The sequence below is a fragment of the Pseudomonas sp. R5(2019) genome, from assembly GCF_009905435.1.
GTDB lineage: Bacteria > Pseudomonadota > Gammaproteobacteria > Pseudomonadales > Pseudomonadaceae > Aquipseudomonas.
Map to the genome: position 1 here is coordinate 36,359 of NZ_JAAAMT010000044.1, position 12,783 is coordinate 49,141.

At 57.5% G+C, this 12,783-nt stretch carries 11 protein-coding genes; 9 read left to right on the forward strand and 2 right to left on the reverse strand.

Annotated elements, in window-relative coordinates:
- The first annotated feature begins 19 nt into the window (after positions 1 to 19).
- The 5 genes from GUY40_RS22555 (at position 20) to GUY40_RS22575 (ending at position 6,875) form a co-directional block, all read left to right on the forward strand.
- On the forward strand, positions 20 to 1,396 hold the full coding sequence (locus GUY40_RS22555; protein WP_166571123.1) for an L-serine ammonia-lyase: 1,377 nt from the start codon (positions 20 to 22) through the stop codon (positions 1,394 to 1,396).
- 9 nt (positions 1,397 to 1,405) lie between these two features.
- Positions 1,406 to 2,530 carry a glycine cleavage system aminomethyltransferase GcvT gene (gene gcvT, locus GUY40_RS22560; protein WP_166571124.1) on the forward strand — a complete coding sequence of 375 codons (1,125 nt, stop codon included), beginning with the start codon at positions 1,406 to 1,408 and terminating at the stop codon, positions 2,528 to 2,530.
- Between the two features lie 18 nt (positions 2,531 to 2,548).
- A complete protein-coding gene (lipA, locus tag GUY40_RS22565) occupies positions 2,549 to 3,529 on the forward strand; it encodes a lipoyl synthase (RefSeq protein WP_166571125.1) in 981 nt (326 codons plus the stop codon).
- Between the two features lie 1,397 nt (positions 3,530 to 4,926).
- The gene (locus tag GUY40_RS22570) at positions 4,927 to 5,781 is read left to right on the forward strand and encodes a toll/interleukin-1 receptor domain-containing protein (RefSeq protein ID WP_166571126.1); all 855 of its coding nucleotides are present in this window, start codon (positions 4,927 to 4,929) and stop codon (positions 5,779 to 5,781) included.
- A gap of 155 nt (positions 5,782 to 5,936) precedes the next feature.
- Positions 5,937 to 6,875 carry a hypothetical protein gene (locus GUY40_RS22575; RefSeq protein ID WP_166571127.1) on the forward strand — a complete coding sequence of 313 codons (939 nt, stop codon included), beginning with the start codon at positions 5,937 to 5,939 and terminating at the stop codon, positions 6,873 to 6,875.
- Positions 6,876 to 6,937: 62 nt separating this feature from the next.
- On the opposite strand, the gene GUY40_RS22580 is transcribed toward GUY40_RS22575, so the two are convergent.
- Positions 6,938 to 8,410: an SIR2 family protein gene (locus tag GUY40_RS22580; RefSeq protein ID WP_166571128.1), complete on the reverse strand. Its 1,473-nt coding sequence runs from the start codon at positions 8,408 to 8,410 to the stop codon at positions 6,938 to 6,940.
- 56 nt (positions 8,411 to 8,466) lie between these two features.
- A complete protein-coding gene (locus GUY40_RS22585) occupies positions 8,467 to 8,961 on the reverse strand; it encodes a TIR domain-containing protein (protein WP_166571129.1) in 495 nt (164 codons plus the stop codon).
- Positions 8,962 to 9,200: 239 nt separating this feature from the next.
- On the opposite strand from GUY40_RS22585, the gene GUY40_RS22590 reads away from it, so the two are divergent.
- The 4 genes from GUY40_RS22590 (at position 9,201) to GUY40_RS22605 (ending at position 12,450) form a co-directional block, all read left to right on the forward strand.
- Positions 9,201 to 9,776 (forward strand): toll/interleukin-1 receptor domain-containing protein, encoded by a 576-nt coding sequence (locus GUY40_RS22590; RefSeq protein ID WP_256675826.1) that lies wholly within the window; start codon positions 9,201 to 9,203, stop codon positions 9,774 to 9,776.
- 100 nt (positions 9,777 to 9,876) lie between these two features.
- Positions 9,877 to 10,266: an IclR family transcriptional regulator C-terminal domain-containing protein gene (locus tag GUY40_RS28895; RefSeq protein WP_166571130.1), complete on the forward strand. Its 390-nt coding sequence runs from the start codon at positions 9,877 to 9,879 to the stop codon at positions 10,264 to 10,266.
- A gap of 188 nt (positions 10,267 to 10,454) precedes the next feature.
- A complete protein-coding gene (locus GUY40_RS22600) occupies positions 10,455 to 11,969 on the forward strand; it encodes an SIR2 family protein (RefSeq protein WP_256675827.1) in 1,515 nt (504 codons plus the stop codon).
- 1 nt (position 11,970) lies between these two features.
- Positions 11,971 to 12,450, forward strand: coding sequence for a TIR domain-containing protein (locus tag GUY40_RS22605; RefSeq protein WP_256675828.1), 480 nt, complete (start codon positions 11,971 to 11,973; stop codon positions 12,448 to 12,450).
- Positions 12,451 to 12,783 lie beyond the last annotated feature (333 nt).

Here is a 12,783-nt window from a genome sequence, read left to right on the forward strand (position 1 = left end):
TACGATGGCGGAGGCCTGTATGTCACTGAGTGTTTTTGATCTGTTCAAGGTGGGCATTGGCCCATCCAGCTCCCACACGGTTGGGCCGATGCGCGCGGCGGCGCGCTTTGTCATAGGGCTCAGGGCACAGGGTTTGCTGGCCCAGGTGCAAAGCGTGCGCGCTGAGCTGTATGGCTCGCTCGGCGCCACCGGCAAGGGCCACGGTAGCGACAAGGCGGTGCTGCTTGGGCTTGAAGGTGAGCACCCAGATACGGTCGAGACCTCCATGGTGGCCGACCGCTTGGGGATGATCCGGCAAAGCGGGACGTTGTCGCTGCTGGGTGAGAAGCGCATCCGCTTCGTCGAGAAAGAGCACTTGGCGATGATCCGCAAGCCCTTGCCCTATCACCCCAACGGCATGATCTTGCGCGCCTTCGACGGGGCCGGTCTGCAGCTGTGCAGTCGCGAGTATTACTCGGTGGGGGGCGGCTTCGTGGTGGACGAGGCGGCGGTCGGCGTCGATCGCATCGTCGAGGACCGCACACCGTTGCGTTTTCCCTTTCTGACCGGGCGCGAGCTGTTGGCGCAATGCGCCGAGCACGGGCTCTCGATCAGTCAGTTGATGGCCGAGAACGAGACCGCCTGGCGCAGCCCGGAACAGACGCGCCAGGGCCTGCTGCACATCTGGCAGGTGATGCAGGACTGCGTCAAGGCCGGTTGCCGCACCGAAGGGATCATGCCCGGCGGACTCAAGGTCAAGCGGCGTGCCGCGGCCTTGCACCGTCAGTTGAGCAGCAGCCCCGAAGCCTGCCTTCGGGACAGCCTCTCGGTGCTCGACTGGGTCAACCTCTACGCTCTGGCGGTGAACGAGGAGAACGCCAGTGGTGGGCGGGTGGTCACCGCGCCCACCAATGGCGCGGCCGGCATTATCCCGGCGGTGCTGCATTACTACACACGCTTCGTGCCGGGGGCCGACGAGGACGGGGTGGTGCGCTTTCTTCTCACCGCCGCCGCCATTGGCATCCTGTACAAGGAAAACGCCTCGATCTCCGGCGCCGAAGTCGGCTGCCAGGGCGAGGTCGGCGTGGCCTGTTCAATGGCGGCCGGGGCTTTGTGCGAAGTGCTCGGCGGCACCGTGCAGCAAGTGGAGAACGCCGCCGAAATCGGCATGGAGCACAACCTCGGGCTGACCTGCGACCCGATTGGCGGGCTGGTCCAGGTACCCTGCATCGAGCGCAACGCCATGGGCTCGGTCAAGGCCATCAACGCCGCGCGCATGGCTTTGCGTGGCGACGGGCAGCACTTCGTGTCCCTCGACAAGGTGATCCGCACCATGCGCCAGACCGGCGCCGATATGAAAAGCAAATACAAAGAGACTGCCCGCGGCGGGCTGGCGGTCAATATCATCGAATGCTAGGAGTCACCCATGTCCATAGAACAACTACAACAAACCCCGTTGCACGCCCTGCACCTGGAACTGGGCGCGCGCATGGTGCCATTCGCCGGTTACGCCATGCCGGTCCAGTACCCGCTGGGTGTCCTCAAGGAACACCTGCACACCCGTGAGCAAGCCGGTCTGTTCGACGTCTCGCACATGGGCCAGATCCGCCTGCGCGGCGCCGGTGCTGCCAAGGCGCTGGAAGCGCTGGTGCCGGTCGACATCCTCGACCTGCCGGTGGGCATGCAGCGCTATGCCCTGTTCACCAACGATGACGGTGGCATCCTCGACGACCTGATGGTCGCCAACCTGGGCAACGACGAGCTGTTCCTGGTGGTCAACGCCGCCTGCAAGGAACAGGACCTGACCCACCTGCGGCAGCACCTGGAAGGGCAGTGCGACGTCGAGTCGCTGTTCGACAGCCGCGCCTTGCTTGCCCTGCAGGGGCCGGCGGCGGCGAAGGTGCTTGTCCGCCTGGCGCCTCAGGTGAGCAGCATGACCTTCATGCAGTTCGCCAGTGTGCGGTTGCTGGGTGTCGACTGCTACGTCAGCCGTTCGGGTTACACCGGTGAGGATGGTTACGAAATTTCCGTGCCGGTGCAGGCGGCGCAAACGCTCGCCCGTGCGCTGCTGGCCGAGCCCGAGGTCGAGGCCATTGGCCTGGGCGCCCGTGACTCGTTGCGTCTGGAGGCCGGGCTGTGCCTGTACGGCCATGACATGGAGCAACGCACCACGCCGATCGAGGCCAGCCTGACTTGGGCGATCTCCAAGGCGCGGCGTGCCGATGGCGAGCGTGCCGGCGGGTTCCCCGGTGCCGGGCGCATCTTCGCCCAGCAGCGCGAGGGTGTGGCCAGCAAGCGTGTGGGCCTGTTGCCCAAGGAACGGGTGCCGGTGCGCGAAGGTGCACTGATCGTCGATGCGCAAGAGCAGGTGATCGGTCGTGTCACCAGCGGTGGGTTCGGCCCAAGCCTGGGCGGGCCGCTGGCGATGGGATATGTGCAGAGCGAGCATTCGGCGCTGGAGACGGAAGTCTTCGCCCAGGTACGCGGCAAGCTGGTGCCGATGCTGGTGGTCCGCACACCGTTCGTGGCCCAACGTTATTACCGTGGCTGAAGACCTGACTGGCGGAGCATGAGCATGAACGAAACCCTGTCTGTCGTCACGCGCCCGCAGCCCCTGCAGGCCGGGGTGAAACTGCGCGGCGCCGAGAAGGTGGCGCGAATTCCGGTGAAGATCCTGCCCACCGAAGAAGTGCCACGCAAGCCTGACTGGATCCGCGTGGAGATTCCAACCTCGCCGGAGGTGGCGCGGGTCAAGGCACTGCTGCGCAAGCACAAACTGCACAGCGTCTGCGAAGAGGCGTCCTGCCCGAACCTGGGCGAGTGTTTCTCCGGTGGCACGGCGACCTTCATGATCATGGGCGACATCTGCACCCGGCGTTGCCCATTCTGCGACGTCGGCCATGGCCGGCCCAAACCGCTGGACGTCGATGAGCCGAAGAACCTGGCCATCGCCATCGCCGACCTGCGCCTGAAGTACGTGGTCATCACTTCGGTGGACCGCGACGACCTGCGCGACGGCGGCGCCCAGCACTTCGTCGACTGCCTGCGCGAAATCCGCAAGCTGTCGCCGGGCATCCAGCTGGAAACCCTGGTGCCGGATTACCGGGGGCGCATGGACGTGGCCCTGGCCATCACCGAACAGGAACCGCCGAATGTGTTCAACCATAACCTGGAAACCGTGCCGCGCTTGTACAAGGCGGCACGGCCGGGCTCGGACTTCGAGTGGTCGCTGGATCTGCTGGAGAACTTCAAGCAACGTGTACCCGGGGTGCCGACCAAGTCCGGGCTGATGCTCGGCTTGGGCGAGACCGATGAGGAAGTGATCGAGGTGATGCTGCGCATGCGCGAGCATCAGGTCGACATGCTGACCCTGGGGCAGTATTTGCAACCTTCGCGCAGCCACCTGTCAGTGCAACGTTTCGTGCATCCGGACACCTTCGCCTGGTTTGCTGATCAAGCCTTGGCGATGGGGTTCAGAAACGTGGCGTCCGGGCCGCTGGTGCGTTCGTCTTACCATGCGGACCAACAAGCTGTGCAGGCGGCCCGATAGGCGCGGTCCTTGAGTCGATTGCAGCACACGCATGACCACCCAGCTCCCGCACGCGGGTTCTTGCCGGCAGCTAGGTGCTAACCCGGCGTATGAGCCCCGTCAGGCGAACAATGTCGATTAGTCAGCGATGGTCCCGCGTACCCAGCCGCTGAGCGGACTGAGCTGGCGAGTGAGATCGGGCAGTTGCTGCCGCATCAGTGGGGGCTCTACTGCTTCTTGGAATACGAATCGCTGGTGTGGGAGCGGAGCGTTGCTTCAGCCGGTCAAAGGCTGTCAGGGTCGCCGAAGAACATTTGGACTTGGCTCTAGGGCGGCGGTTTCAGGATGGAATTTTGACGCTATGCCCCCAATTTTGCCCCCGGTCGCGGCGGGGGCGCGGGCGATCTCGATTGGCGATTGTTGACTTGAAGCGGGGTAGTCTTGGCTGGCTTTCAGTGTACCTCAAACGGCCAGGAGGACGAAGGTTCCGCATCGGGCTCAGAGTGAGCCAGCCAAGTTTGCCGAGGTACTTGCCAGGACAGGGCCGGCGCATCAGCGGAGCGGTAAGTGCTTATGATGAGGCGGGGGCTTGAGGTGTTTCTCGGCTCGATCGAGATCTGCTTGAGCCGCAACACACGGCCCACAGAGGAAATTCATCAAGTGGGGGCGATGGAAGATTGCAAGTTCGAATCTCCACGCTTCCGCCGCCAATTTTCATCAAAGCCCTGATTTTTCGGGGATCTTTTGTTTTGTCTGATTCCAGCCCATACCCCAGTCCATAATTCGGACGCTGGCTTCCTTTAAGCGTCGTTGGAACTTTCCACCGAACGGACACCTTGTTATTCCGTGTGGCGCCTTGAAATGGGTGCTGGTGCATCGACCACCGTATCTATATCTAACTCAATGCAATCCAGTAGGCATCACTGGTCTCATGAGGTCCATTTTACTTGTTACCGCGTATTCGGATACCAGTTACTGTCGCCTGCAGCAATTTCGCTCGGGCTATATCCGTACCGGGTATGAGTACAGCTTTCAGCTCGGCGTAACCTCAGGAGCGGATGTCCTGAATCATGGGCGCTAAGCCGTCGAGGGTTAGATGTTGGTGGCAGCTACATCGTGGTGCCTTGGAGAGAGCGATCAAGTCGTCCGCGCAGCAACAGTACGTCGTAGAGTTCTGTCTCTCAGGCCTCGCTGGAGAGCGCCTGGTTGAAGACAGGGTGATTGGCCAGCGTTCCCTTGGTGGCGTGAAGCTACGAACTGTGGGCTCCTGGCTGAGGGCAAAATGCCATGCTGCAGTGATACAATCCCGCAGCTAGCGAATTGGACACATGGCGCCCCTGCAGCAGGATTCGCTTTCACAGCAGAGATCAAGTCATGCGCGACTGAGTGCTGCTACACACTTCGAGTAAGGAAGATCGATGTACGTAGGTTTCGAGCTGAACGATTACGAACCCCTTCGCAAGGTTTCTTTTCTGGAGACCTACGATTTCAAAGAGCAGTCGAAAGGTACCTTTGACAGGCTATCTGAGTACATGGTGGGCAAATTCAAAGGCAAGGATGTCATTGATGCCGAGCAGCTTGCTGACCATTTATTCCCTGCCAAGAAGGCCCATGTGTTCCTTTCCCATTCGCACCAGGATGCTGACCAAGCGATCGAATTGGCGATTGCTCTGAGGGATAAAGGGCTAGAGGTCTTTGTCGACTCCTGCGTGTGGGGTTACTTCCATGACCTGCTTGACGCCTTGAACGGGGTTTACGCCGATCCTCAGAGAAGTGCCGAAGGTGGGGTCGTCTACGACTACAGAAAGGCTACCGACCTGACCGCAGGTGTGCACATGATGCTCGTTGGGGCCCTTCAAGCCATGATTGACCGGTCGGAGCTGTTCGTTTTTCTCAATACCAGCAACTCGATCCCACTCAACAATTTTGCCGGGGTGGATCGAACCTTTTCCCCGTGGATCTATTCCGAGCTGCAGTTCAGTGCAAACGCTCGTAGCCAGCTTCCGATGCGAAAGCGCTTGATCATGGATTCGGTGTCGATCGAAGAGCGGCGTCAGTTCAAAGCAATTGCCAGCACTGAGGCGTTGTTGTCGTTCAAGGCCTTCAACAAGCACCTGCCCAAGGTCAACGGTGGCGAACTGAAGACATGGTTCAGCGGGACGGGCACGCTGGGGCTTCGGGCACTCGATAGCATGTATAACAATTCGGATATCCCGGAGAGTTTCCTGAGGCTGCGCCAAGCGCTGGAGAGGCGCGAGCAACTGGGTGCGTAACTGCCCCCGTCAACGACCGCGAGTGATGCTTCAAGAGCTCAAGCATGGGCTTGTCGGGGCTTTGCTCGTTGGTTAGGCTCGACTCTTTTCAAGGAGAAGAGAGTATGCGGACGAGTCGGAGGATCACGCGGGCTTATTGTGTCGAACTCAAAGACGTGGTCACCATTCCGGCTGCCCGTCGGGCCTTTTTCCAGATGCCCGAACCACGAAGTCGCTTCCTTTTTCTCTGCTCTTCAGAGTGCTGTCGACAGCTATCGACACCACCTCAAATCACTGGGGTCAATTACCACATCCACGTGAGCGAGGATGGTCGGGTTGACGACTCGATTTGCCGACGTCCACATTTCAAAGAAAACAACCGTTACGAGCATCATACGGACTGTGAGTGGGTGGAGGATGATGGGGAGGCAGATGCCACACCCCGGCAAGGTGAAACTGCCGCCGACGCAAAGGCGCGCGTGGCGAAGCGGTCATTGAAAGCAATCGTCGACATCTTTGATCCTGGCCAGGATGACGAAGAGGTGATGCCCAAGACAACCGGCGATGGAGCTCATCCACCTCGGCAGGTAAGTGAGGGTAGGGCTCGTGGGAACTCGAAGTCATCAGGTGGAGCGGGTGGACGGCGCGAGAGCAAAGTGAAATCCAAAGACCTGGAAGCGCTTGTCGACCATTACTGCGAAGCCCGTGATAGCTTCGATTTGGAGACGTTCAAACGGATTATGCTTGAGGTCAAGGGGCGTGGGGTCATCAGCCTGCGTTCGTATTTCCTTCCCAGCGAGTATGCCAAGACGGGGGTAGGCGGGCATGTGTATTGGGGGCGGGGCTACCTACTGCCTAGGAACGGCGACGGCCTAGAGCTCCAGCTGTTCAACAAAACGCAGAACAAGTCGGCCACCATTACGGTGCCTCCGGAGGTCGTTAAGACAGCCAAGTCCCAGTCGTATATCGAGCAAATTTTGTCGGAGCATCACCAGTTCAAGCATTTTACGTTCTACGTGCTTGGCGTCTTCACTCCGGTGCAGGAAAAGGAGGGGATGACTGTGGAGCTCAAGGATCTGCGTCGCCTGGTGATCCGGCGTGGCCCATTGAGATAGAGGATACGTTTCCCATTTCATGGAGCAGGGCGCGCTGTAACGCGCCCGGGCTCATACTGAAATCAGCTCACAACGTGGAGCCGATCCAATATCGTGAACACCATATTCAATAGTTCGGTCTGGCCCTGGTCAGTTTTGAGGAGATCTGGGTTAAAAAGCGCCTTCAATTCCTTGTCGCTGGGCCGCTGCGCATTGGCACCTTTGAAGGGCATGCTCGAGCCTTTGAGTAGGTCATGAATGATTACCGCAGCGCCGCCGGTGGCCGCGATCGGCAGCAGGTATGCACCACTTTTCTTCGCGATCTCGAATTCCTCGAGGACACCCTTGGCGATCTCTGGTTTTTCCTTCCCGTCTTCGACCTTCATGCCACCAACGAATACAACCGCTCCGGCATGTTTGGCCAGCTCAGTCCGCAGTGCTGTCCACTCTTCCCGGTCTGGCTGCTGCCCTTCAAGAGGTTGAGGGAAGGGGCGGGCGGTAAGCCGTCGATCGATATCCCATTCAGCGCCTTTGCGAAGCGCTGAAACGAACCCTTGCAATGACGCAGAACCCACTAAAACCCCTGCACCCGTGACTAGGTCGCGATCAGTGTCAGCGATGCGCTTACCCAACTTCTCAGCGAACTGGTAGATCCTGGGCGCTTCATCAGATTGGACGTTCAAAGGCCAGCTACCACTCACCCAGATCCGCTTAGCGGCGAGCCGACGCTCGATCTCTTTAAGCAGCTCTGGAATTTCGTCGTAGCGCTCGACCTCTACGGCCTTAAGCCCATACCGTTGCAGATCTTTAGCCCACAGCCGGTGTTGAGTCAGGCGGGCTTCATAGGTCTTCTTATTGGTGAAGTCTGATCGCTGAGGCGGTCGTACGATGGCGAAGTGCTCGGGAGGGGCATCGATGAAGCTTTCGCGGATCAACGACAGTACATGCTTGATGTTTGGATCGGTGAAGCTGATGCCGATGAACAGCATCGACATCCCCGTGAGGTGGGCTTGGAACAGCGGAAGAAACTGCCCGCGACGGCTGCGGTAAAGTTCGTAGTCATCTGTCGAAATGACGATTTCATCGATCGAGTTCACGCAGCCGTGCATTTTGTAGAGTCGGGTAGCGCCTCGCATCGGAACCCGGCGAGCGAGGGCAGGGCCGCTGGCAATGGACTGATACGGTCGATGGATCTCGTCGAATGCGCGCTCGATCAGCAGATCGTAGTTCGTCGTCCAGATATGGCGAACGGGCAATCTGGCCAGAATCTCAACAGAGGGCGGGATCGGCTTCTGGGGTTTGATCTCTTTCAGGATGACGTCCCGCACTCGGGATGCGCTGCCGGTCTCCCTGATTGACCATTGAGCCAATGCAGTAAGGTCTTGGACGTCGTTCGAGTTGACGCCGAGCTCCTCCCCAATCTCCTTGAGCAGGGTCGCCCAGGAAGGATATCCGGCGGCCATGGATACGCCGGCGCCGACGAATACAGCAGCTGTCCCGTCATTGAGCGCTTTAGGAAACTCCTTCAAAAAATGCGTCCGTAACGACTTGCTCATCTCAATCCTTAAAGCTCAAACAAAGAAAGGGAGGTCAACCAGGCTCAGGCTTATGATCAGGCGATGGCGTTGCGCTTGCGAATAGCCGCCTCAATCCAGCTGTCCATGTTTGCGTGGATATTGCCGTAGACCAACTTACTGTCGAGACCCATGGGGGTGATCAGATCGACAAAGTTAGATAGCTTTTTGCCCCGGAAGTCGATCATGTCGAACGGGTTAGGGCCGAGCCTCGAGGTTCTGCTGTTTTCGTCGAGCAATTTATCGATGCGGATACCGAACACAGCCTTGCCAGCATTCCACCCCTTGATGATCTCTTTGAGCACCCAGGGACGCAGTGCGGTTTCGGAGCCGACAAGGACAATGACGCAGCTTTTGCCCTTCATGTTTTCGTCAATCCAAGCTTCGATTGACGCGGCGCCTTTTCGCTTGACCTCTTCCCACTCGTTGGGACGGCAGACGGCTTGTCCGTTAAGGGCGCCCATTTGGCGGATCTGGTTGGTACGCCAGAAATCGTTGTCGAAGTGAAAGCTGAAGAACACATTCCTTGCCATTTCACATCCCTCGCGGTCAGGTAAGCTGGGGAATTTACCCCGCCGCTCCGATACTGGCAATTGGGCATTTCTGCCCGTTTATGGCTGCCATGGTACGGGCGATTCACTGCTTTGATCTAGGTCATTCAATCCGTCCCGGGAGGAGGAATCTGGTCGAACAGTGATGGACGCAATGTCTTTTCGCGTGCACAGTCCGATGCGGTTGAGCGCATATTCACTGGACGGCAAGGATATAGAGCATGGCTTTTTTCACGAAAGATGAGGCGCGCGCCGCAGCGAAGCGGGCTCAGGGCCACCGGAGCATCAAAGCCGTCATCACCGAGTCGATGGAGTCGTACAAGACGGCCACCACCTTCGACATTTTCCTGTCTCACTCCATCGGTGATAAGGAGTTGGTACTTGGCATCAAGGTGCTGCTGGAGGACATGGGCAAACAGGTGTATGTGGACTGGGTGGAGGATCCGGAGCTTGATCGCGGCAACGTGACCAAGGAAACGGCAGCCCGTCTACGGATCCGCATGGTGCAGTCTGAAAGTCTGCTGTACGTGGCCACAGACAACGCGAGCAACTCCAAGTGGATGCCTTGGGAGCTTGGCTATTTCGATGGTTTGAAGCGTGACAAAGTTCGAATCCTGCCCGTGGTGGAAAGGGCTAATGAACGCTTTGAGGGTCAGGAGTATCTGGGTTTGTACCCTGCCGTGTCGAAGGAAGATCTGGAAGACCTTCCAGATGCTGCGAATCGTCTGCGCGGTATGAAACCACGGCAACCGTTCAACCCGCTTCCGTTTGGGGGGATTGGCAAGCCTCGCTTCTGACACGAGGAAATGTCCATGCCAATTACCGTGCGCGTGCTTCCTAGATGGATATTCGAAAAGCCTGAGTTGCTTTAACTAGGAAAGCAGCCCGGCTGCCAATATGCGAGGTGGGCTGTTCTCGGAAGCTCGCGAGCTATTTGAACTGGTGCCGGTGGTGCGGGCAAAGCCGTTTCTTGCCCACCTTGATCCTGCATTTGCAGAGGGTTTGACGCTTAAAAAGATAACCGACACAACAATCGTTTCGTACAGAGAGCTTCGAAAGGATTTGCTCGCTATACGTGAGCGGGGTTGGTCCGTCGGTGATGGAGAATGCGTTTTAGGGGCGTTTGGTATTGGCGTTCCCTTTTTCATTGATGGGAAAATTGTTGGGGTCTATATCTGCGACCATTCCTCAATATCGAAAACAAGATTGCGATGTGTCTACTTTTGTGGAGCAAATGAAGTTGGCCTCGGATCGGATAGGCCGGCTGCTTTTCCTCGGAGTTTATAAAGTTTAACTATTTCTTGGGTAGTGACTTTGAGTTTAAGGCGATTTGTATCAATTTGTTTTGGGTCGCTAATTAATTGGCTTCAATTGTTTGAATGCTTTATTAGTTGCGGCAAAAGTTCCGCGCAAGTAGACTTTAGTCGCGCAGCGGTGCGCAAAATAACCGCGTAGCGTCATTTAGCGATCCGGGTATGGTGCTGCGCGAAGTTCTTAAGCGTAGCGTGCTCACTTTAGCGTTTTTGCAGGGACTTCATCGAATGCGTAAGAAGTTTTCGCCAGAGATTGAGATTTTCATCAAGCGTTACGTGAAAGACCTCAACGAAGGGGTTGCAGCCGTCTTTGCCGGCGCAGGACTGTCCCGCAACAGCGGGTTTGTTAACTGGTCGGAACTGATGAGAGAGGTCGCAGAAGAGGTTGGGTTGTCGGTCGATAAGGAGCGTGACCTGGTTGCCTTGGCGCAGTTTCACGTAAACGCCCGCAACGGTGCTGGGGGTCTTGCACGTCGCATCATTGAAGAGTTTTCGGAGCAGGCGGAACCAAGCCCGTCGCACGACATCCTAGCTCGCCTGCCGATCCGCACCTACTGGACTACCAATTACGACTCGCTGATTGAAGATTCGCTAAAAAAACACCAGCGCCTGCCGGACGTGAAGCACCAGGTGGACGACTTATTGTCCACCCGCCCCAAACGCGATGCCGTGGTGTACAAGATGCACGGGGACGCGTTGTCGCCAACGAAAGCGATCCTCTACAAATCTCAGTACGAGCAGTACTACAAGACCCATGAGGCCTTTGTCACAGCGCTCAGCGGTGACCTGATTTCCAAGACCTTCTTGTTCATTGGTTTCAGTTTCACCGACCCGAATCTCGATTACGTCCTGAGCCGCTTGCATGTGCCTCAACACGCTCGTCGCGAACATTACTGCTTTCTGCGCCGCGAACCCGCAGTACCGCAGAAGGACGAGGATGAGGAAGCCGTCCGATACCGCCAGCGCAAGCAGGAGTTGCACGTTCAGGACTTGAGCCGTTTCGGTATCCAGGCACTGCTCGTCAAGGAGTACGAGGACATCCCTGAGATTTTGCGCGCAATTGAAGAGCGCTTCTTGAAGAAGACCGTGTTCATCTCTGGTAGCGCTGAAGAATATGGCGACTGGGAGAAGGGCAAGGCACTCGATTTTATCCATGACTTGTCGTCGAGCCTGGTGCGGGCAGGGTATCGCGTGGTCAATGGCTTTGGATGGGGTGTTGGTAGCGCTGTCATTAACGGTGCGCTGGAAGCGATCTACGCACAGCCCGACAAGCTTTCCGAAGACCAGCTGGTAATGCGTCCTTTCCCGCAGACTGCCTCGAATGGTCAAGATCTGCAGGTGCTTTGGGCCCAGTACCGTGAGCGGATGATTGGACTGTCTGGCATCGCCCTGTTCCTGTTTGGCAATAAGGTGGAAAAAGGCCAGTTGGTAGAAGCTGGTGGGGTACAGAAAGAATTCGATATCGCGGTGCGTCAGGGTGTAGTCCCAGTACCGATTGCGGCGACAGGCTTCATGGCTGAAAAACTTTCCCAGGCAGTGATCGCCGACCCAGGCCAGTTCGCACCTGACGATCATTGGTTGGGTGATAAGTTGCAGCGGATCTCCACCGATCCGGCAGACGCCAAGCACATCGTCAAAGATGTATTGGCCATCATCAAGCAGTTGGAAGGAGCGTAACTTGGCTAAGCGTAACGTGTTTTACAGCTTTCACTTCGACAAGGATGTTTTCCGGGTTCAGCAAGTCCGAAACATGGGTGTGCTGGTTGGCGATGACCCTGTCAGCCCCAATACTTGGGAAGAAATCAAGCGTACCGAGCAGGGCGTGAAAGACTGGATCAACGAGAACCTCAAGCGTAAAACCTGCCTGGTGGTACTGATTGGTGAGGACACTGCCAATCGTAAATGGGTGAAGTACGAGATCAAGCGTGCCTGCGAGCTCGGCATTCCTGTCGTAGGTGTGCGCATTCACAATGTGAAATGTGTCAACGCCGGTTACGGCAAGAAAGGGCCCGATCCTTTCGCAGGGTTGGATCTGAAGTGGACGGATGGCACTACCTATTCTCCAACCGTCTACAACCCAGATCCCGATGGTGCTTATAAAGACATCAATGAAAACCTCGCTTCCTGGATCGAAACCGCCATTCTTGAGGTGAAGTAGGTCGATATCGCAGGATGAGCAGTTCTCAACCTCGCCATCCAGACGCCCAAACGGTTGCATTTCGTTTGGGCGCTTATCCATGACACAGTAGCGAAAGATGCCAAGAAATATCACCCGAGACGAGCTGAAAAACATTTCGGCTCAGTCCACACGTTCCCAACCCATGTTCAAGGCCAACGCCAGTGCCCAGAACATGACGTTTCTTTGTAAGGGGTCGGCGAACACACCTTCCCGCCTCCACCGCTGAGGGCCATGGTGTCCACCTAATTTAAGTGGACACCATTTCTGGCCCCAACAAGCGGATTCCCCATGCAGCCACAGCGCCGTACCTAC